The 21454-nt window shown below is 58.6% G+C and carries 19 protein-coding genes and 1 pseudogene; 12 read left to right on the top strand and 8 right to left on the bottom strand.

The genetic code is table 11. The features are described from left to right. Positions 1-18 precede the first annotated feature (18 nt). From AC02Y0_RS22750 to AC02Y0_RS22730, 5 genes are read right to left on the bottom strand one after another with little or no spacing between them, the layout of a single operon-like run. Positions 19-1083, bottom strand: a complete 1065-nt coding sequence (locus AC02Y0_RS22750) for a phosphotriesterase family protein (protein ID WP_476384362.1) — start codon at positions 1081-1083, stop codon at positions 19-21. Between the two features lie 5 nt (positions 1084-1088). Beyond that, on the bottom strand, positions 1089-2090 hold the full coding sequence (locus AC02Y0_RS22745; RefSeq protein ID WP_476384361.1) for an ABC transporter permease: 1002 nt from the start codon (positions 2088-2090) through the stop codon (positions 1089-1091). Then, a complete protein-coding gene (locus AC02Y0_RS22740) occupies positions 2087-2905 on the bottom strand; it encodes an ATP-binding cassette domain-containing protein (RefSeq protein WP_476384360.1) in 819 nt (272 codons plus the stop codon). Before AC02Y0_RS22740 ends, AC02Y0_RS22745 begins: the two co-directional genes overlap by 4 nt. Beyond that, positions 2902-3852, bottom strand: coding sequence for a substrate-binding domain-containing protein (locus AC02Y0_RS22735; RefSeq protein WP_476384359.1), 951 nt, complete (start codon positions 3850-3852; stop codon positions 2902-2904). Before AC02Y0_RS22735 ends, AC02Y0_RS22740 begins: the two co-directional genes overlap by 4 nt. A gap of 36 nt (positions 3853-3888) precedes the next feature. Further along, entirely contained in the window at positions 3889-4911 is a 1023-nt protein-coding gene (locus tag AC02Y0_RS22730) for a LacI family DNA-binding transcriptional regulator (RefSeq protein WP_476384358.1), read from the bottom strand. Positions 4912-5284: 373 nt separating this feature from the next. Here AC02Y0_RS22730 and AC02Y0_RS22725 point away from each other — a divergent pair, with 373 nt between their 5' ends. The 9 genes from AC02Y0_RS22725 to AC02Y0_RS22685 all read left to right on the top strand — a co-directional run bounded on the left by AC02Y0_RS22725 (position 5285) and on the right by AC02Y0_RS22685 (position 14876). Beyond that, a complete protein-coding gene (locus AC02Y0_RS22725; protein ID WP_476384357.1) occupies positions 5285-6457 on the top strand; it encodes a transporter substrate-binding domain-containing protein in 1173 nt (390 codons plus the stop codon). Then, positions 6454-7044 (top strand): ANTAR domain-containing response regulator, encoded by a 591-nt coding sequence (locus tag AC02Y0_RS22720; protein WP_476384356.1) that lies wholly within the window; start codon positions 6454-6456, stop codon positions 7042-7044. Before AC02Y0_RS22725 ends, AC02Y0_RS22720 begins: the two co-directional genes overlap by 4 nt. 32 nt (positions 7045-7076) lie before the next feature. Further along, positions 7077-7970, top strand: a complete 894-nt coding sequence (locus AC02Y0_RS22715) for a proline iminopeptidase-family hydrolase (RefSeq protein WP_476384355.1) — start codon at positions 7077-7079, stop codon at positions 7968-7970. A 76-nt stretch (positions 7971-8046) separates the two neighbouring features. Continuing rightward, positions 8047-9744 carry an ABC transporter substrate-binding protein gene (locus tag AC02Y0_RS22710; protein ID WP_476384354.1) on the top strand — a complete coding sequence of 566 codons (1698 nt, stop codon included), beginning with the start codon at positions 8047-8049 and terminating at the stop codon, positions 9742-9744. 68 nt (positions 9745-9812) lie between these two features. Beyond that, complete coding sequence (locus AC02Y0_RS22705; protein WP_476384353.1) at positions 9813-10835, top strand: ABC transporter permease; 1023 nt, start codon at positions 9813-9815, stop codon at positions 10833-10835. Between the two features lie 10 nt (positions 10836-10845). Then, on the top strand, positions 10846-11817 hold the full coding sequence (locus AC02Y0_RS22700; RefSeq protein WP_476384352.1) for an ABC transporter permease: 972 nt from the start codon (positions 10846-10848) through the stop codon (positions 11815-11817). A gap of 3 nt (positions 11818-11820) precedes the next feature. Further along, complete coding sequence (locus AC02Y0_RS22695; protein ID WP_476384351.1) at positions 11821-12846, top strand: ABC transporter ATP-binding protein; 1026 nt, start codon at positions 11821-11823, stop codon at positions 12844-12846. A 53-nt stretch (positions 12847-12899) separates the two neighbouring features. Further along, positions 12900-13880, top strand: a complete 981-nt coding sequence (locus AC02Y0_RS22690; RefSeq protein WP_476384350.1) for an ABC transporter ATP-binding protein — start codon at positions 12900-12902, stop codon at positions 13878-13880. A 387-nt stretch (positions 13881-14267) separates the two neighbouring features. Continuing rightward, the gene (locus tag AC02Y0_RS22685) at positions 14268-14876 is read left to right on the top strand and encodes a J domain-containing protein (RefSeq protein WP_476384349.1); all 609 of its coding nucleotides are present in this window, start codon (positions 14268-14270) and stop codon (positions 14874-14876) included. Positions 14877-15486: 610 nt separating this feature from the next. Here AC02Y0_RS22685 and AC02Y0_RS22680 read toward each other — a convergent pair. From AC02Y0_RS22680 to AC02Y0_RS22670, 3 genes and pseudogenes are all read right to left on the bottom strand, one after another. Further along, a complete protein-coding gene (locus AC02Y0_RS22680) occupies positions 15487-16614 on the bottom strand; it encodes a HipA domain-containing protein (RefSeq protein ID WP_476384348.1) in 1128 nt (375 codons plus the stop codon). Between the two features lie 131 nt (positions 16615-16745). After that, entirely contained in the window at positions 16746-16973 is a 228-nt protein-coding gene (locus AC02Y0_RS22675) for a helix-turn-helix domain-containing protein (protein WP_476384347.1), read from the bottom strand. 152 nt (positions 16974-17125) lie between these two features. Next, positions 17126-17521, bottom strand: a pseudogene (locus AC02Y0_RS22670) (HNH endonuclease); the annotation flags it as partial. Between the two features lie 369 nt (positions 17522-17890). Between AC02Y0_RS22670 and AC02Y0_RS22665 the strand changes: the two are divergent. From AC02Y0_RS22665 to AC02Y0_RS22655, 3 genes are all read left to right on the top strand, one after another. Continuing rightward, entirely contained in the window at positions 17891-18211 is a 321-nt protein-coding gene (locus tag AC02Y0_RS22665) for a hypothetical protein (protein ID WP_476384346.1), read from the top strand. A 186-nt stretch (positions 18212-18397) separates the two neighbouring features. Further along, positions 18398-19903, top strand: coding sequence for a MocR-like pyridoxine biosynthesis transcription factor PdxR (gene pdxR, locus AC02Y0_RS22660; protein WP_476384345.1), 1506 nt, complete (start codon positions 18398-18400; stop codon positions 19901-19903). 164 nt (positions 19904-20067) lie between these two features. After that, entirely contained in the window at positions 20068-21450 is a 1383-nt protein-coding gene (locus AC02Y0_RS22655; RefSeq protein WP_476384344.1) for an aminotransferase family protein, read from the top strand. Positions 21451-21454 lie beyond the last annotated feature (4 nt).

Here is a 21454-nt window from a genome sequence, read left to right as displayed (position 1 = left end):
TGGTTAGTCGAATTTGGATCAGGCCTTCGCCTCGAAGACCGATCTTGGATTGTCACGCATGAGGATCTCGAGCTGTCGATCACTCAGGCCGTGGCGCTTCAGTCGCGGCAGAAAATGCTTGAGGATGTAGGCATAGCCGTTACCGCCATAGCGGGTCAGCATCATCTTCAGGAAGACGTCATGGGATAGCAGGATACGGTCGATGAACCCTTGGTCGACCAGCTTGACGATGGCGCGGGCTGCTTCTTCATCGCTTGGGCATTGCACCTGCTGATCGGCATAGAAGAAATCCATGCCGATCATATCGTATTCCAGGAAGGCGCCGCGGGATGCGAGTTCCAGCTGGTAGCCAAGGTCGTCATGGGACGGGTTCATATGGCAAAGCACGGTGTGACTAAGCTCTGCCCCTTCCTCTTCCGCAACGTCTAGCACCTTGTGCCCAAGACGGAACCACCCTGGCAGGTGGATCATCAGGGGAAGCCCCGTACGCACTTGCGCCCGCGCAGCCGCTCGCAGCGACTTTTCTTCCTCGACCGTGAAATCCGCGGAAACGCCGATCTCACCGATCAGTCCAATCTTGATGTCAGTACCATCAACGCCAACAGTGGCCTCCTGGACGATCTCATCAGCGATCTGATCGATCGACATGTCCGCAACCTTGGCCGGATGCGACGAGCCGAGATAGTAGCCAGCTCCCATGATGATGTTGAGGCCCGACGCTTCTGCGATACGCTTCAAGGCGCGAGGATCACGGCCGATGCCCTGACAAGTCGGTTCGACGACCGTATGGCCGCCATGGGAGGCAAAGTCCTTGAGCTCGGCAATCGCCAAAGGTTCGTCATCAAGGGCGATATTGTGCTTGTTGACGAAAGGGTCCTGGCGCAGTTCGCTGAGGATCTCGATACAGACGAAGCTATCGGCGAGATACTGGCGTTCAGACGTCTTGGGAGCGTGCCACCAGCATCGGCAGTCGTTGAGAATATGCTCGTGCATCAGGGTGACACCGAGCGTGGAGGCCGGGATTGGGCCCGCCACCGTCATCACATTGCCTGAGCGGATATGTGCCTGAGAGAGTTCACTCATCGCCCTCACCTCGTCTTTGCGCCGAAGCGGAAGTTGGTGGTGAAGATCTTGGTGTTGAGCCAGATGGCAACGAGAATGATGGCGCCCGTGACGATCTGGGTAAAGAAGGGCGATATGTGCATGAGGATCAGCCCATTGCCGATGACCGCAATGGTCAGTGTTCCCAATACGGTCCCCAAGATACTGCCGCGCCCGCCCATCAGTGAGGTACCGCCGAGCACGACGGCTGCGATCACCTGCAGCTCAAACCCGACCGCGGCGTTGGACGAGCCCGAGCCGAGGCGTGCAGCAATCAAAAGCCCAGCCAGGGCGCAGGCAACGCCTGAGACCATATAGACCGAAGCGACGATCCATTTTGCCGGCATGCCGACGCGACGTGCTGCTTCAAGATTGGAGCCCACGGCCACCACCTGACGGCCGTATTTCGTATAGGCGATGATGACATAGCCGATCACCGCGACCAGCACCGCGATCAAGGCTGGAACCGGAATGCCGAAGAGCTCGCCGCGTCCCAGCCAGAAGAAGCCTGGCGCATCCTTGATGGGAATTGAATAGCCTTGCGTGAGCCAAAGGGCGAAACCCCGCAAAATGGACAGACCGGCCAGTGTCACGATGAAGGCCGGAATGCCTTGATAGGCGGTGAACCAGCCCTGCGCGATGCCGATGATGCCGCCAAACGCAATCATCCCCAGAAGGACGACGGGCCAGGGATAACCCATGGCCAGCAAGATCGCGGCAACCGCATTGACCAGCGCCACTTGCGAGCCCACCGAAAGATCAATGCCGCCGGTGATGATGACCAAGGTCATGGCGACAGCAACGATCAGAATGGGAGCGGCCTGGCGGACAATATTCAAGATATTGCCGAGCGTCAGGAACGTGTCTGTCGTGCTGGAGAAGAACACCAGGCAGGCGACGAAGAAGACGGTGATGGACATCACCTGCGCGTGTTCTGAAACGAAGTCGGCAATCGGCGACCCGGACGCGCGTTCTGTGTAAGCGGTCAATGCTTCTGCCCTCCAACGATGAGCTGCACGAGGTCCTGCAGGTCCGTATTGGCGATATTGCGCTCAGCAACCTTGGTGCCCTCATACATGACTGCGATCCGGTCACAGACCCGGAAGAGATCCTGCAGGCGGTGCGTAATCAGGATGACTGATACGCCTTTGGCCTTCACGCGATTGATGAGATTGAGCACCGCCTCGACTTCTGCCACAGCCAGAGCCGATGTTGGCTCGTCCATGATCAGGACCTTCGGATTGAAGGACGCAGCCCGCGCGATGGCGATGGCCTGGCGCTGGCCACCCGATAGCTTTTCGACCTTGGCACTGAGCCTCGGGATGCGGATTTCGAGCGCATCGAGCATGGCACGTGCCTCGGTCATCATCCGGGCGCGGTCGAGGAACAGGCCTTTGGTCAGTTCTCGTCCAAGGAAGAGGTTGCCGACGACATCGACATGGTCGCACAGGCTCAAGTCTTGAAACACCATTTCGATGTTTCGATCGCGCGCATCGGCTGGGCCGGTAAACTGGACCGGCTGCCCGTCGACCGTGATCGTACCATCGTCTGGAATATAGGTGCCAGAAATCACCTTGGTGAGGGTCGACTTGCCGGCTGCGTTGTCACCGACGAGGCCTAAGCACTCACCCGGATAGATGTCGAGATCGACGCCACGCAGGGCCTGGTGCGAGCCAAAATTTTTGCGGATGCCCTTCAAGGATATTCGGGGCTGGCGAACGCCGCTTTCGCTTGACCGTTGGGGGAGGATTTCTCCTCCCCCCGGCCCTGCGACAGCGGTTGGGGGCTGTCGGTCAGACATCATTTGAAGATCGCCCGGTAGGGTTCGACATTGTCCTTGGTGACGATGGTGATCGGGACGGAAATGGTCTTTTCCACCGTGCCACCCTCCGAGATTGTCTTCAGCGCGTCGACGGCTGCAGCCCCCATGGCCGACGGGTCCTGCTGAATGACGGCCGTGACGTAACCGGCATCAATCCCGGCGATCGCCTGGGCGGTCAGATCCCAGCCGAAGACCTTGACGTCAGCCTGCTTGCCCTGGCTTTCGACGGCAGCGATCGCCCCCATGAGCGCGGGTTCGCCCGTGGCATAGACGGCTGTCATGTCCGGGTTGGCGGTGATGAGGTTTTCAGCGGCAGCAAGGGCCGTGTCCTGGACATTCTGACCGTCGACGACGCCAGCCGTGGTGACGCCCTCTGCCGCCTTCACTGTTGTCTCAAAACCTTCCTGCCGGACGTTCTGGATGGCAGAGTTCAAGGCGCCGACAACGCCGTACTTCACAGAGCCGCCCATGTTGGCCTTTACATAATCGACGAAGAACTTGCCGATGTCTGCGCCGGCTTTTGCATTGTCGACACCGATCTGGGCCATCTGCGGGCCTTCCGGCAGGATCGCATCGATTGCAACAACCGGGATGCCGGCCGCGGCAGCCTGCTGGACGGCGGGCATGATCCCGTTGACGTCGATCGCTACCACGGCAATCCCGTCAACCTTCTGCTGTATATAGGTCTCGATTGCACTGTTTTGTGCAGCCGGGTCATTGTTGGCATTGAAGATCACGAGCTTTGCGCCGGCAGCTTCAGCGGCCTTTTGTGCGCCTTCGTTCATCTGATTGAAGAACAAGGCCTGCTGATTGATCTGGACAAGGGCGAAGGTCTTTTCGGCCGCATGCGCCATGGAGCCGAAAGAAATGCCGGCGAAAGCCGTTGCGGCAAGGGCCGCAGTCACTGTTCTACGTGTGAAACGTGTCATGTTCTCTTCCTCTGGTTTGGTTCAGCTTCGTTGCTTTTATGGTTTCGCCGGCGGTGCAACGGAATGCCGCACGACGATTTCGACAGGCAGCAACTCCTCGGACGCCAGGCTGTCCGAGTTCTGCCAATTCGTTTCGAGAAGAAGCGCCAGTGCCCGCTCGCCCAGCGCCCTCACAGGCTGGCGTATCGCGGTGAGTGGCGGGGAAAACAGGTGCAATGGTCCGACGTCGTCAAAGCCAATGATCGAGATCTCGTCTGGGATAGAAACACCCTGGGCACGCAAAACCTCAACCAGACCAATCGCGATTTCGTCGGAGCTCGCAAAGATCGCCGTCGCGGGCATGCCTTCTTTAATGAAGCGCCAAGCGGCCTCACGGCCAAATTCCACCGAAAAACTTCCCTCATAGCGGGTCACCTCGAACGGCTCACCCCTTTCCAGAAGGGCCCGTTCCAGTCCCCGGTAGCGGCGGCGGGTGCTGATCATTTCCTGCGGACCGCCGATATAGACAATGCGCCGATGGCCGTGGTCGGCCAGATGACGCCCGGCAAGATATCCACCCTCTTCGTTGTCACAAAAGAGCTTCGGAACCACCGCATTGGGGACGTCTTCATCGACGATCACGACCTTGCCGGTCTGATTGATCAGCGCCGCCAAAACGCCGTCGTCAGGATGGTTCGTCACGAAGATGAGACCATCGACATGATTGCGGGCGAGTGCCGTCACATAGGAAATTTCTCGCCCGGGCCGGTTCAGCGTCACATGCAGTGACAAGGCAAGGCCACGTTTGTCCGCCTCCTGTTCAACAGCCGCGACAAGGGTGGCAAAGAAGGGGTTTGCAATATCGGGGACGACGAGACCGATCGTATCCGAGCGACCGCGGCTGAGGCGACGCGCATGCGGGTTCGGCTCGTATTGCAGATCGCGGATGGCAGTTTCGATCCGCTCTCTGGTCTTTGGAGGCAGCTGCAATGTGCCGTTGAGAAGACGCGAGACCGTCGCCACCGACACGCCGGCAGCCTCTGCAACGTCCTTCAGGCTTGTCGCTCCCGTCCTTGCCATTGCGTCCGATCACTCCGTCCTCACGGTTTAGTAAAACGCTTTACTAAACCGCTTTACTAAACCGCTTTACAGTGCCACCAGTCTGGCACTTGTCAAGGGTAAATTTCAACAGGGCCGAGACGAGAGACAGGGTGCAATTGCCCTTTAATTGGGCACGTTATCCGGTTGACGAAAACAAAGTCATGACTTAGCGTTGAGGTCGACATGGCCCCGTCTGCCGATGGCAAATAAGCCCCGATACCGCAAGTCTGCGGTGCGGGGCTTTTTTTGTTTCTGCCCTCAAAGGCAGCCCCGGCCAGATGTGAGCCACCCGGCAACAGGGGTATCTATGATGGATAGGCGCGGGGCAAAGACGGCCGAAGGGACGGACGCGATGAAACGCGAGACCTTCCCTATCTCCATTCTTTACTCGACAACCGGGCCCTATGCGCAACTCGGTCGAGAAGCCGTGGACGGCGCAATGGCCGCGATCTCGGAAATCAATGCCGCCGTCGATCACCCTTTTCGCCTGGAACCGAAAATCGCCGATCCGGCCGGCCGGCCAGAGCACTATGCCTTGCTGGCGGATGCAGCCATCCGTCAGCAGGGCTGTCGCCATGTGATCGGCACGATCACTTCATGGAGCCGGAAAGACGTCCTGCCGGTTATCGAAAAGCATGGTGCCCTTCTCTGGTACGGCTTTCCCTATGAGGGCTACGAGGCAAGTGACAGCGCCATCTATCTTGGCGCCTGCCCCAACCAGCACCTTCTGCCGCTCTTCGAGCATGTCCTTGAACGCTATGGACGCAATGCCTTCATCGTCGGCTCCAACTATATCTGGGGCTGGGAGATCAGCCGTATCGCCCGCGAAATCACCGAAGCGTCCGGCGGAGAGATCATGGCTGATCGCTTCGTACCATTGGGCTCCAAGGAGGTGGACCATCTGATCGCAGAGATCAGAGAAAAGAGGCCCGATTTTATTCTGAGCAATCTTGTAGGAGCATCCGCCTCGGCATTTCTGGCCGCTTACGACGAATTGCGTGGCCACCTCGCCTCCCCGCCACCTGTCGTTGCCTGCAATCTCTCTGAGATCGATCTGGTTGACTTGGCACCATCCGCGCGCGCCGGCCACATCTCCTGCTCGCCTTACTTTAACGGCCTGGACAGTGACGACAACCAGAGCTTCAAGGCCAAAATGGTACGTCGTCACGGCAGTGATCGGCGCCTGACGAACTCGTTTGTGGGCGCTTATACCAGCGTTTCCATCCTGGCTGAGGCGATCAGGGATGCAGCAACTGATGCGCCAGAGGCGATCCGGCGTGTGGTCACATCTCGCCACTTCGAGACACCCATGGGGCTGGTTGCGATTGACCAGCGGACCCACCATGCAGCCTTGCGTCCGCATATCGGCCAATCAAACACGAAGGGTGAGTTTAGCATCTTTCAAAGCGCACCAGGCGTCATCCAAGCCGACCCCTATCTGGTGCACACGCTGGCCGGCTTCCTGGCAACCAAGACAAGGGACGTTGCCCCTGCCAATGGCAACACGCTCAAGGTGATCAAATGAGCCGCGTGGACCGTCCTGCCCTTGCCAGTTGGCACGCAGCCATCCTCCACCGCGACCATCCCTCCGTAGACGCCTTGCGGCGCCAACTCGAGCTCCTCCACATCAAGGTCACCGTCACCTGGCCACAGATCGACGCTCAAAACACCAATTACGATGTCGTCTTTTTCGACGCAGACATGGGCCATGAAGGTCAATTTCCCTGGCCAAGCGGCTTTGCGCCTATCCCGATGATTGCGCTGATTGGCTCGGAGGCTCCGGGCCGCATTAAATGGGCGCTTGCTCAGGGTTCCAATGCCCACCTCCTGAAACCAATCGGATCCACGGGCGCCTATAGCGCGCTTTTGATCGCAGCTCACGCCTATCAGGCAGCCCGCGCCCAAGCCGATGACATCCGCGCACTGGAAGAAAGGCTGCGCCAGCGGCCGGTCGTGGTTCGGGCGATCGTCAAACTGATGCAGCAGGACAGGCTCGATGAGGCGAGCGCATGGAAACGCATGCGCAAGATGGCCATGAGCTGGGGCATGACAATCGAGGAAGCCTCGAGAGCCGTCTGCAGCAACGATCGACGTTCAACGAGTGGCGGCTGACATGATGATCAAGGCAACAAGGAGCGAGACGCGTGACAATCACTGAAGGCTATGCCCCATATGGGCAATACAAGACCTGGTACAGGATCACTGGCGATCTCGCCTCAGGCAAGCCACCACTGATCATCGCCCATGGCGGCCCCGGCTGCACCCATGACTATGTCGACAGCTTCAAGGATATTGCAGCCAGTGGTCGTGCAGTTGTCCATTACGATCAGGTCGGCAACGGAAAGTCGACGCATCTGCCGGAAAAGGGCGCCGACTTCTGGACGGTCCCATTTTTCCGCACCGAACTGCACAATCTGATCGACCATCTGGGCATTCGCGACGCCTATTGTCTGCTGGGTCAGTCCTGGGGTGGCATGCTGGGAGCCGAGTTTGCGGTAGAGCGTCCTGCGGGTTTGAAGGCCCTGATCATCGCGAACTCTCCGGCCGCCATGAGCACATGGATCTCCGAAGCCAACCGCCTGCGTGGAGATCTACCCGCTGACGTTCAGGCAACATTGCTTCGCCACGAGCAGGCCGGCACGACCGACAGCGCCGAGTATATGGCAGCAACCGATGTCTTCAACGAGCGCCATGTCTGCCGCGTTGTACCGATGCCAGACGAGGTGAAGCGCACTTTCGATGCGATCGGCACAGACCCGACCGTCTACCACACCATGAACGGTCCAAACGAATTCCACGTCATCGGCACGATGAAGGACTGGTCGATTGTTGGCCGGCTGGCGACGATCAACGTCCCCACCCTTTTGATTTCCGGCCGCTTTGACGAGGCGACGGAGGCCTGCGTGCAGCCCTTCGCTGACGAGATCCCCGATGTCCGCTGGCGGATTTTCGAGCAGTCCAGTCACATGCCGCATGTCGAAGAGCGCGAGCTGTGCATGGCTGAAGTGAGCGCGTTCCTCAACGAGAAAGCACCCTGAGCATCACCAACGACAAGCCCGGCCAACGGGTGAATACGACGAAGACGTTCAAACAATAACAGAGGGAAACAGCATCATGACACTTTATCTGAAGCCTTTCGCCCGCCGCGCAGGTCTCCTCGCCGTCGGCATTCTGCTTGCCCAGACGGCACTCTCAAGTGTGGTCTTGGCTCAAGACCGCGCCGAGCTCATGGCCAAGCATCGCGGCGGGACCATGACGCTTGCAGCCGTATCGGCCGCCGGCACGATCGATCCGATGATCAACTACACCGCGCAGTTCTGGCAGCTGTACCAGATGACCTATGACGGGCTTGTCAAGTTCAAGCAGGCCGGAGGCACCGACGGATTCGAGATCGTACCATCGATCGCCGAAGAGATCCCGGAGGCGACCAATGATGGCAAGACCTATGTCTTCAAGATCCGCAAGGGCATCATGTTCTCCAACGGCAAGGAACTGAAGCCGTCTGACGTATTGGCATCCTACCAGCGCATCTTCAAGGTCAAGGGGCCGACCACCGGCAGCTTCTATAACGGCTTCGTCGGCGCCGAAAAATGCATCGCAGAGGCAGAGACCTGCACGCTGGAAGGCGGCGTTATCGCCGACGATGCAGCCGGTACCGTGACCATCAATCTCGTTGCCCCCGATGCAGAGATCTTCTCCAAGCTTGCCGTTCCCCACGCCTCGATCCTGCCGGCCGACGCGCCCGCAGCCGATGCAGGCACCACCCCGATCCCGGGAACCGGCGCCTACTATTTCGACAGCTACAATCCGACCGAACAGCTCGTCATGAAGCGCAATCCGCACTTCAAGGAGTGGAGCGTCGATGCCCAGCCTGACGGTTATGCAGACGAGATCATCTACAAGTTTGGCCTGACGGAAGAAGCGACCATCAACGCGATCATCAACGGACAGATTGACTGGATGTTCGACACCCCGCCGGCCGACCGCTTGCCGGAAATCGGCGCCAAATATGCAAGCCAGATCCATATCGATCCGCTTGCTGCCTTCTGGTACGCACCGATGAACACGAACATTGCGCCCTTTGACAACGTCAAGGCACGCCAGGCGCTGAACTATGCCCTTGATCGCGACGCACTTGTCGGCCTGTTCGGCGGCGAGGTGCTCGCCCAGCCCACCTGCCAGATCCTGCCGCCGGACTTCCCCGGTCATGTTGACGACTGCATCTACACCGCAGAACCGGGGCCCGAATGGGTCGGCCCAGATATGGAAAAGGCCAAACAGCTCGTCGAAGAATCCGGCACCAAGGGCCAGAAGGTGACTGTCATTGCCGAAGACAACGCTACCTCGCGCGGTATCGGCACCTATCTCCAGAGCGTGCTCACCGAGCTCGGCTACGATGCCTCGATGAAGGCGGTCTCGCCGAACATCCAGTTCACCTACATCCAGAATACCAACAACAACGTCCAGATCAGTGTCACCCAGTGGTACATGGATTACCCGGCGGCTTCGAACTTCCTCAATGTGCTTCTGTCCTGCAGTTCCTTCAACAAGGGCAGCGATTCCTCGATCAACATTGCCGGCTACTGCAACCCGGACCTGGATGCGAAGATGAAGGAAGCGATGACATTGGCGCTCACCGATCCGGATGGTGCCAATGCCAAATGGGCTGAGGTTGACAAGGGTTTCATGGAACAGGCGCCGATGGCGCCACTGTTCACCCCGAAAAGCGTCAACTTCTCCTCGGCTCGGCTCGGCAATTACCTGTTCAACAAGCAGAACCGCTGGATCGCCTCGCAGTCCTGGGTGCAGTGACACTGTCCCCATGCCAACGGGTGGCGGTTCACCGCCACCCCACTTCCATTCGGCCTTCCGGGGAACAGATGACCGACGCAATCCAGACCACGCCCGTTAATACCGCCTCTTCGCGTCCGTCGTCCGGGCCCTGGCAGCGCGCCTGGCGTATTCTGAAACGCGACCGCCCGACGCTGCTGGCCGCTTTTGTTCTTCTTGTCATCGTCCTTTCAAGCATGGCAGCGCCCCTTTATGCCAGGCATGTGGCCGATACCGACCCATTCCGCTCCAGCCTGAGCGCCCGCATCATGATCGACGGCAAGCGCGTCAAGGTCATGCAGGCCTCCACGGAAGGCTTGGGCCTTGGCGTCACGCCGATCGGTCCCACCTGGGGTGCGCAATACTTTCTGGGTGCCGACACCCAAGGGCGCGACGTCGCTGCACGCCTGCTCCATGGCGGGCGCAACTCCCTCTTTATTGCCGCGACTGCAACCGTCATCTGTCTGACCCTTGCAGCACTGATCGGCATCTCCGCCGGCTTCTTCGGTGGTTGGGTCGACAAGATCCTGTCGCGCATTCTCGACATTCTCTGGGCCTTTCCCGTCTACCTGCTCGCAATCTCGCTTTCGATCGTGCTGATCTCCAATGGCATCGTCATCGGTCCGATCGAGATCGGTTCTGACAGCTTGCTCTTGCCGATCTTCATCATCGGGATCATCTACGTGCCCTATGTCGCCCGCCCCTTGCGGGGACGTGTGCTGTCCTTGCGCGAAAGCGAGTTTGTGCTTGCAGCACGCGGTCTTGGCATCCCGTCCTGGCGGATCTTGCTGCATGACATCCTTCCCAATGTCGCGACCATGCTGATCGTCTTTGTGCCGCTGATGATGGGTCTCAACATCATCACTGAATCCTCGCTTTCCTTTTTGTCGATCGGCGTGCAGGCGCCGGATGCAAGCTGGGGCACGATCATTCAGGATGGTCAAACCCTGCTCTACACCCGCCCGATCGTCTCGCTTGCACCAGGCATTGCCATCGTCTTGACCGTGCTGTCGCTCAACGTGCTCGGCGACAGCCTGCGCGACGCGCTTGATCCCCGCACCAAACTGGCCTGAGGAGGGCTTCATGGCAGTCGCTATTCTCCAGCGCCTTGGACAGATGATCTTCGTGATGTTCGGCATCTCGGCACTCGTCTTCCTGATCTTCTTTGCCACTCCAGGCTCCGACCCCGCCGCACGGCTCGCCGGACGCAACGCTTCACAGGAAACGATTGAATCCATCCGCAAGGAGTTTGGTTTCGATCGGCCGCTTCCGGTGCAATACGGCGTGCTGATGAAGCGCCTGTTCATCACCCAGGACCTCACCTCCTTCGTCAATCGCGGCTATCGGATCATCCCGGCCGTGGTTTCGGCCGCGCCAGTGACCCTGTCGCTTGTCGCAGGTGCTGCCGTGCTGTGGATCGTCGGCGGCATTTTCGTCGGTGTCCTCGCAGCCTTGACACGCGATACGCTGATCGATCGTGGCCTGATGGCGCTGGCACTGATCGGTGTTTCCATGCCGGTCTATTGGCTGGGCGAGATGATGAACCTGATCAGCCAGAGCCGCTTTCACGACACCTGGCTTTTTTCCTGGGTGCCAGCGCTTGGCTACAAGCCGCTGACACAGGACCCGGTCGGATGGTTCAAGACGCTGGTCATACCCTGGTTTACGCTGGCTGCGCTCTATATCGGCATTTATGGCCGCGTGTTGAGAGCCAATCTGGTGGAAGCCTATCAGGAGGATTTCATCCGCACCGCGCGTGCAAAAGGCCTCTCGCCTGCCCGCGTGATGCTGCGCCATGCGCTGCGCACCTCGCTCATTCCCTTCGTCACGATGTTCGGTCTCGACTTCGGCGTTTTGGTCGGTGGTGCAGCCCTGCTTACCGAAGTGGTCTTTGGCCTGAACGGTGTTGGACGCCTGACCTACCAGGCACTTCTCAATCTCGACCTTCCCATGATCTTGGGCACCGTCATGTATGCCTCTTTCTTCGTCGTCATCGCCAATGCGCTTGTCGACGTCGTCTATGTGCTGATCGATCCACGTGTGCGGGGGAACTAGACGATGGCCAATTCGGACAAGCCCATTCTCCTTGATGTCAATGGCCTCTCGGTGTCCTTTGCCACCGATCGCGGCCCCGTCCAGGCGGTCCGCGACGTCTCATTTCGGGTCCATGAGGGCGAAATCCTATCGATCGTCGGTGAATCTGGCTCGGGCAAGTCGGTCACGCTCTTGTCGTTGCTCGGTCTGCACGATGCCAAGACCACGCGGGTCGACGGTGCCGTGTCGTTCAAGGGCAAGCCGATTCTGGACCTGCCAGCAAGCCAGATGCGCTCCATTCGCGGCAAGGAAATAGGCCTGATCTCGCAAGATCCGATGACGGCGCTGACACCGGTCTATACGATCGGCTGGCAGATCGCCGAGCAGATCCGGGCCCATGAACATATTTCAGCCCGCATGGCACGCCGTCGCGCGATTGAGCTTCTCGGCGAGGTCGGCTTGTCCAATCCAGGTGAAGCCGTCGACCGCTACCCGCATCAGCTGTCTGGTGGTATGCGTCAGCGTGCGGTGATTGCGATGGCGCTGTCGTGCAATCCCGCTTTGCTCGTCGCCGATGAACCAACGACGGCCCTCGACGTCACTGTCCAGGCCCAGGTGCTTGACCTCTTGCTGCGGCTGCGCCGGGACTTCGGGTCTGCCATCATCCTGATCACCCATGATATGGGCGTCGTCGCCGAGGTCGCCGAACAGGTGGCTGTGATGTATGCCGGTCGTATCGTGGAGCGAGGCCGCACCGAGGACGTCTTTTCCACACCTCTGCATCCCTATACCTGGGGTCTGATGGCGTCGATCCCCCCGCTCAGCGGGAAGCGCCTCGCCGAGCTACGCTCGATCCCGGGTATGCCGCCGACACCTGACACGATCGGTGAAGGATGCGGCTTTGCACCCCGCTGCAACTTCGCCCGCCCAGCCTGCGCCGAACGCCCACCGCTGCGCCGGGCCGGCGACCAGACCGCCCTCTGCGTCCTTGATGACGCAGAACGTCCCTCCCTGCGGCGAACAACCCTGCCACTTGAGGAGCCTGCATGAGCGCCGCCGTCCCAGATCCCATCGCTTCAGATCCAGTGTCAATGACGACAACCATGACAGCAAACTCCGGCCCCTTGCTCGAGGCCCGCAAACTCACCAAGAATTTCGTCGTCGGCAAGACCATGATGCCAGGCTCCGGTCGCGTTCTGCATGCGGTGGACGCCGTCGATCTGAAGGTCAGCCCTGGTGAGACACTTGGCCTTGTCGGTGAATCTGGCAGCGGAAAATCGACGCTCGGCAGATGTCTCACCCGCCTCTACGACATCACCTCCGGGGAACTCAGCTTCGATGGCGAGGAGATCGGGAAGGCCGACGACAAGGCGCTAAAGCCTGTCCGACGGAAGATGCAGATGATCTTTCAGGATCCCTCCGCCTCGCTTAATCCGCGCCGCCGCGTACGCGACATGCTGTCGGAAGTGCTCACCGTCCACCGCATACGAGAGGGTGAAGCGATCGGCGCTCGTCTGGACGAGCTGATGGAACTGGTCGGCCTGCGCCGCGAATATCTTGATCGCTATCCGCACGAATTCTCCGGCGGCCAGAGGCAGCGCATCGGCATTGCACGCGCACTTGCAGTCGAACCGAAGCTGATCGTCGCCGATGAGCCGGTTTCAGCCCTCGACGTGTCGGTCCAGGCGCAGGTGGTCAACCTCTTCGGCGAACTGCGTGAGCGGCTCAACCTGACCTATGTGTTCATTGCACACGATCTGGCCGTCGTCCGCCATGTCTCGACCCGGGTTGCCGTCATGTATCTTGGCTCAATCGTCGAGACCGGGGAGACGGAGGCCCTCTATGCACGCCCGCACCATCCCTATACGCGGGCTCTGCTCTCGGCCATTCCACAGCCGCACCACAGGGGCAAGCGTGAGCGCATCCTTTTGACCGGAGAAATCCCAAGCCCACTTGCGCCGCCACCAGGCTGCAAGTTCTCCACCCGCTGTCCCCATGCAACCGATCTGTGCCGCGAAAGCCGGCCGACGCTGTCGCCTGTCGCAGCCGGTCGTGAGGTCGCATGTCACTACCCTCTGGACTGAACGGAAGCGGACCACTTAGGCGCAACAGGTCCTTAAACCACGATCGCTCAGCACCAGTTGAAGACCTCAGTCAGTGAAGGACGTGAAGGGATGAGAACCCACGGCACCACTTTGCCAACCTAAGTGGTCGGGACTTCAATGATGATTTGCCGGCCGCATTATGCGGTATGTCATTTAATAACATCAATATCCTGCGTCCCCCAGCGATGGCATAGTCCGTGTTCGGCCCATACCGGTCATGGATGCAGCAGAAACTGTCGCTAAATCCAAACTGATGTGACCGAGACCTTCGACCTTGATCTGAGGCCCAGCTTGCCTCCAATCTTCGGAGGATCTGAGCAAAGGCCAAAACTTGCAGAGGTGAGCAACTCCATCCATAGAGAGGCCATGACTTCAGATTCAAAAATATTCGTGCGGCTCAGATCTGTTCGTAGCAGGTCAGCCTCCGCTACCGAACCCACTGGTCCCAAATGCCAATGGGACGGCTGCGCAAGGGTAGGTACACATCGCGCTCCCGTTGGGCAGGGCGCTGAAGGCCTATATCTGCTTTTCTGTCTTGAGCACGTTAAGGAATACAACAAGGGCTACAGTTTCACGTCCGCTCCATCAAACATGGATGTTGCTCGCTATCAAAAGGAAGCAACGGTTGGCACCCGAGCAACCCAGGGAATGAGAGTTAGCCAGCCGACCGAACTCCCGATCCCATCGACAGCCCGCTCCGGCTCAGCAAAGGCCGTAAATGCCCGAAAATCCGCGGCGCAACGCCAAGCTCAAGCAGCCGATCTGCAAAAAAGAAAGCTAAAAGTGCTCGAAGCCAAGGCTTTCAAGACACTGGGTCTTTCCGCCGATGCACCACCTGAGGAAATCAGAAACCGCTACAAAGAACGTCTTAAAATGCACCACCCCGACACAAACCAAGGTAACCGCACCGCAGAAGATGAGCTTCGCGCAACGATCTCCGCCCACAAGATCCTTAAACTGAATGGATTTTGCTAAGGCTCATCGTAAGCGATGTTCCACTTCTAGTCGGAGTTGACGGCCTCTCGTGTGGCAAATGCACAGTCGGCGAATAGGTCAACTTTGCGTGCCGATTGGCATTGCTGGTTGGACTACAGAAAAATTGACTTCAGGCTTTCCCGCGAACTGCGGCGACTTCTCGTCGCTTGACAGACGGCAGTCTTCCGGCCGGTCTTTCCTTGTAGGCGCCCGGCTTAAGGATGACAGGCTGCCTGTCGTGCAGCTTGGACAGCGATTTGCCTGAGGGCATCCTGATGATCGAGCAATTGGTGACGCCCACCTTGTCGTTCTGCGCCCAGGCCTTGTCACGACCCCCCTATGCTCCGCCCGACATATTGAAGGGCTGGCTTGATCACCGAGAGGTGACGGCGCAATAAAGATCCCGCTATTGATTGGTTGAGACCCGGCCTCTGTCTGTGATCCACGATTGGGGAGGATGAGGCGCAAAACTCTTGTTGCGCATGCAGCAGCAGTTTCAGCGATATGTCTTCGGTATGGACATTCGCTCGCGTCTTGGTGTTGAAGGAACTCGAACCGCCGACCCGTTTGCCCAAGGACAAAGCGGTGGATATCGAGACCATTCCACTGCTTAAGTGACCTGCTCGGTGACTCTCTGCAATGAACCAGCCCGGCTTGAGATGACTTTGCGAATTGCACTCAAGATGGGGTGCCTGATCCCCTCGTCGGCCAGTTCTGCAACAAGAGTATCGGCCTCGCTCACAATCCTTTCCGCCATCTGGGCAAGATCGCGAACAAGGATGCGCTGAGAAGACTTGGTTTCCGGCACCAATGCCTTCCAATGCTTCAGCTGGATGGTGTCAGGCACATCGTGGCCGCCAATCCTCATGGCGAGCCTCTTTGACAAACGGGGATAAACGGCCGTGCAAACGACATCGTAAATCGGTGCCAGATCCGGTTCATCGGAGCCGTAAAGCAGGGCGTAGTTCTTGCCGTGGGCATCGGCGTTGCCGACGAGATAGTGGAAGATCAGCATGCGGATGAATTGCAACCGATCCACGACAGGTCTAGCGCAGGCCCGGTCGATCAGCCCGAGAGCCCGTTCTGTTCCCGGTCCGCCCTCGGCCTCATACTTCAGCTCCGGCGGGACGCTAAGGGCCTGGCAAAAGTCTTCCTGGTGTAGGCGCTCAATGATGCCGTCTGCAGCCTTCGTCCGATCGTAACGTTCAACCAGGAGAAAGGCAGTCGCCCCGTCTAGGCGTATCTCGACATGAGGTACCCGCAGCTTGAGGCGGGCAGCCAGCCACATACAAAAATACTCGTTCTCCACCGTGCCTTCCAACGCCTGGATGACCGGTTTCAAGACATGGGTTGTTGGTCGACCATCTCTTGCCAGGGCAATGGAATCTCCGTCGACAATGACCGCCAGTTTGTCCTGCGCGCCGGCGAGCGATAGGCGAATGCCTTCGTCTCCGCCAAGCAAGGGCCGGGCCCGCAGCCTGCTGAAAAGTTCATCCAGCCGTTCCGAAGTGAGAATTTCGGCTTTGGACTGGCCGGGAGGTTCGGGCGCCGTGCCGGTGGGATAGAGTGACAAGGCACCTGCGCACTCGCCCCCGATAACTTCCAGTAGCCCGAAGGCATTGCCTGCCGAGAGGCCGAGCGCACCAGCGAGGCGTTGCCGCGCCCCCTCGTCCGGCAAGAGACCGGAGAAAAACGGGCGCACCACCTGATCACCAAAGGGCTCTTCTTGCAGGGGCATCGAGAAGGAGATCGCAAGCGATCGTTAGTCTAGGAGATACGCGCCATCATAGGCAAAAGTCAGCGACCCGTCGTCAAGTCGGCTGAGTACGCCCGCCTTGGTGTCGCGAAAATAGACATCCAATACGCGGGTCATGATCGCGTACCCTGGCGACGACCGACCGAAACAACCAGGCCCAAACCAGCCAGAACTTGCATCGCACGGCCAATCTGGCAGCTCTCTTTGCCGGCCTCGAGTTCACGCAGAAACCGTACGCCCACACCAATCACCCCGGCGAGTTGCTCCTGGGTTAACCCTTGCTGTTTGCGCTCCTGACGGATCAGCATACCGAGGCTTTTTATATCTTTGATCTTTTCCATAATCACCCCTATCGGGATGATTATATCACCAGACGACATAAAAGGAATTAAAAAGTACCGATCGGGATGATTCTAGGATAACTGGCGCCAACTGACCGGAATAGAACCGATCGGGATGAATTTACGAAACCGCAGGACTACACTCATGTTCACTACTCGAAACAGTTCTCACGGTGCCATCTCAGGAACTGGGGATGTGGCCGCTCGAAGACCCGGCAGGGCACAATCGTCTTCCCGGTCTTGTTGAGGAGTCCTCGAATGCTGTCAGGATCATTCGCCTGACGCGATATCAGAATATCAAGATCATCCGAAAGGCCGATCAGGCCGATCAGACCGATCAGTCCGAAGTCAAACAACCAGTGTGCCGTGCCCGAAAGAGCAATTCCATTGGTTAGAATGTCAGGCCCGCTCACTTCCACCGGCCGGATATGTGCGGCGTCGACCACCCAGCCACCACGATTGATGAGCTTCAATCCCGTAATGGCGCATCGTTTGTCATATGCTTGAAGAACGAGCCGGCGAAACAGCCGATTTCGAACGATCCGCGAGACGACCAATTGAAAGTCACGCGATGACCATCTGAAAGTTTGACAATGACCAATTGTAACGAGATATCAGGAGCCGGCAGCAAGATGGACACCGTTGCAAGCTACGAAATCGGCCCTGTGGCGTAGGGTTAGATTCTGAAATTATCCGGACCTTCAGACATGTTGATTTTCAGGCTGTCTTGATGCGCACGCCGAACTGAGTTTCAGTATGCAATCGCTAATCTCGTGCTCAACCCACCACGAGTAAAGGCCGTGAAAGAAAATGAAGTCGACCGCTCACGCAAAGGATCATCGTCACCAGTGTTGCCGACCGACGCCCACGTTCTGGCGCGAGAAATCGAGTGAGCTGTCGCGAATGGGGAGGCGTGCATGAACGCATCGGATGAAATCTGTACCATGACCTGGGGAGACGCGGCGACGGCTCTTTCCAACGCCCGGTCCAAATTTGAAGCGCTCATCATGGACGCCGAGGCAGAAGGTCGGTCCCGCCTCGCTGCAGGGCGCCCCGACTTCGTCCAGATGCTCGGCCCGCTTCATGACTTAAAGTCAGGCTTGGCTGTGGTTGAGGCACTCGCGGAGATGTTGAACGCCGTCCGCGATGCGCCAGAAAGTGTCAAGCATTCGGTCATCAACAAAATCGCTCTCGGACTTGGCGAAATGACAATGGCTCGCGGGGAAGTGAACCACTGAAATGGCAACTTTCCTTGCGAACTGACAGCCTAACAATATGGAACGGTCTTCAGGCTGCGATCATTTCAAATCGAAGGCTTGGCACTTAGTCTGAAAGCGATCTTTTAGGCGGCGACATGCGACGTGAGAAACACTGATCAACTGCGAACGTAACGCAAATGGCGCGCTTCTTGCCTTTGAGCAGACATGAAGATCTCACAGCTGCCGCTAACCGAAGACACCACATGGTTTCGCATTTTTGATACTGTCGACCGTGGCGGTGCACCGCTCCACATCCAAATTCGCCGCATGATCGTCAGGGGGACTGAGACTGGTAAGCTACCAGCTGATACCCGCCTCCCCTCGTCGCGTCATCTCGCGTCCATGCTCGGCGTTGGCCGCAATACCGTCACGTCAGCCTATCAACAGCTGATTGATGACGGGTTCCTCGTTTCACACCATCGGAGCGGAATCTTCGTATCTGCGGACATCAAGCCAACGCCTGAGAAATCGAGCCAGAAACGCTACGCCGACTTGGGTCAGAAGTTTGTCATCAGACCCTCACGGCTGCATCATATCACAAAGCCACGCGACTGGCGCTCCTACCCCTATCCATTCCTGTCGGGTCAGTACGACCCGGCGCTCTTCCCAACAAACAACTGGCGGGAGGCCGTCAGGGCGACCTCGAGTGTCCAAGAGATACAGGGTTGGGCCGCCGATATGATTGATGATGATGATCCCGATCTTATCGAGCAGTTGCGGGCAAAGGTGCTACCGCGGCGAGGAATTTTCGCACAATCCGACGAAATCATCATCACAGTAGGCTCCCAGCAGGCGCTTGCGATGATCGTTCAGCTTTTCATCGACCGTGACACCACTGTCGGCCTGGAAAATCCCGGATACCCGGATCTGCGCAATATGGTGAGCCTTGCCACCCGCAACACCCGTTTCCTCACAAACGACGATCAAGGCATCGTGCCAGATCGGATCTTGTCCGAATGCCAGATCGCCTTCGTGACAGCTGGGCACCAGTGTCCAACCACGACTGTGATGCCGCAAGAACGACGCAAGCTGCTGCTAAAGACGGCAAACAGAAGCAATCTTCTTGTGGTCGAAGATGACTATGACGCCGATCTGTCAGTGGAGGCCGATCGCGACATTCCCTCGCTGAAGAGTATGGATGCGGCCGGTCGGGTCATCTATGTCGGCAGTTTTTCCAAGGTCCTCGCGCCTGGATTGCGCATCGGCTATATCGTTGCCACAAAGCCGGTGATTGAGGAATTGCGTGTTCTTCGCCGATTGATGCTTCGGCATCCGCCAACGAACAACCAGAGGTCACTCGCCACCTTCATTGCGCTGGGTCACTATCGGCAGCATCTTGCCCAAACCGGCTTGATGATAGCCGAGCGAGCGCGTCTGATTGCAGACACCCTGCCGCACGTCATGCCCTCATGTAGCTGGCTGCGCCATGCGGGCTCCACAAGTTTCTGGGTAAAGGGCCCGCCTGAACTGGATGCGCGCTTGGTGGTCACCATCGCGCAGGCACAGGGGATCCTGATCGAGGCCGGGGATATTTTCTATGCAGACCGAGCGCAGGGGCGAAATTGCTTCCGCATAGGTTTCAGCTCCATTGCGTCCAGCCGGATTGCGGGCGGCCTCGCCAAGCTCGGTGCAATCGTCGAAGAGCAGTGCCGACGCGCCAAGGACCCGTGATAACGCTGAGCGCAGGAACCAGACGGGAGTTTTGAGGGAGCCAGCGGCCCACATGGGGTCCATGCCGCCGCCCCTGTGGTAAAACCGTGACGCCCAAGGCGCTTCGCGAACAACCTGTGAATGTTGGCAAGCAAACCCCGTGATCCCAGGGAGACATTCCAGCCATGAACATGGTCCAGCAGCCCAACGACATCCGCGACATCATCGAGGCCGACCGCTCACATGTCTGGCACCACCTCCTCCAGCACAAGCCACTGGAGACCAATGATCCGCGCATTTTTGTCGAGGGCCGCGGCATGCGCCTCTGGGATGCGACCGGACGCGAGTTTCTGGATGGGCTCTCAGGCGGCGTGTGGACCGTCAATGTGGGCTTCGGACGGGTCAGCATCGCCAATGCTGTGCGTGACCAGCTGGTCAAGCTCAACTACTTCGCCAATTCGGCTGGCTCGATTGCGGGGGCAGAATTTGCCCGCAAGTTGATTTCCAAAATGCCCGGACTGACGCGCGTCTATTATTCGAACTCCGGCTCGGAAGCGAATGAGAAGGTGTTCAAGATGGTGCGCCAGATCGCCCATCGACACCATGGCGGACGCAAGTACAAGATCCTCTACCGCGAACGAGACTACCACGGCACCACGATTGCGACACTCGCCGCAGCCGGCCAGCCACAGCGTCGCGAGCAATATGGCCCGATGCCACACGGCTTCGTCGAAGTGCCACATTGCCTCGAATATCGTAGCCAGTATGGCGCGATTGAGAACTACGGCGAGCGCGCAGCCGAAGCGATCGAGGAGGTCATCCTGCGCGAGGGGCCGGATACCATCGGCCTTCTTTGCCTGGAGCCGGTCACGGCCGGCGGCGGAGTTATCGTTCCTCCCGCCGGCTATTGGCAGAAGGTCGGTGAAATCTGCCGCAAATACGACATCCTGCTTCACATCGACGAAGTGGTGTGCGGCGTCGGGCGCACCGGTCTCTGGTTTGGCTACCAGAATTACGGCATCGAGCCGGATTTTGTAACCATGGCCAAGGGCGTCGCATCGGGTTATGCGGCGATTTCCTGCACCGTCACTACTGAGAAGATCTTTGACATGTTCAAGGACGATTCCGAAGATCCGATGTCGCATTTCCGCGATATCTCGACCTTTGGCGGCTGCGTGGCCGGCCCGGCTGCGGCTTTGGAAAACATGCGGATCATCGAGGACGAGGGGCTACTCGAGAATACGCTGAAGATGGGCTCAAGGCTGATCGCCAACCTTGAGGCGCTGTCGGAGCGTCACGCGGTCATCGGTCATGTTCGTGGTGCTGGCCTGTTTTGCGGAGCAGAACTGGTGGCCGATCGCCAGACCAAGGAGCCAGCGGCGGAAAAGCTGGTCCAGGCGGTTATCGCAAACTGCGCGGCACAAGGCGTGCTGATCGGCGCGACCAACCGCTCGCTGCACGGCCTGAACAACACGCTGTGTCTGGCACCCGCCCTGATCGCAACCGAACAGGATATTGATCAGATCACCGACGCCATCGACACCGCATTGACGACAGTTTTCGGCTGACGAC

It is taken from the genome of Allorhizobium sp. nf9_anc (assembly GCF_056323085.1).
The sequence above is the reverse complement of the archived record's forward strand: the minus strand, read 5'-3'. Positions and strand labels throughout refer to the sequence as shown.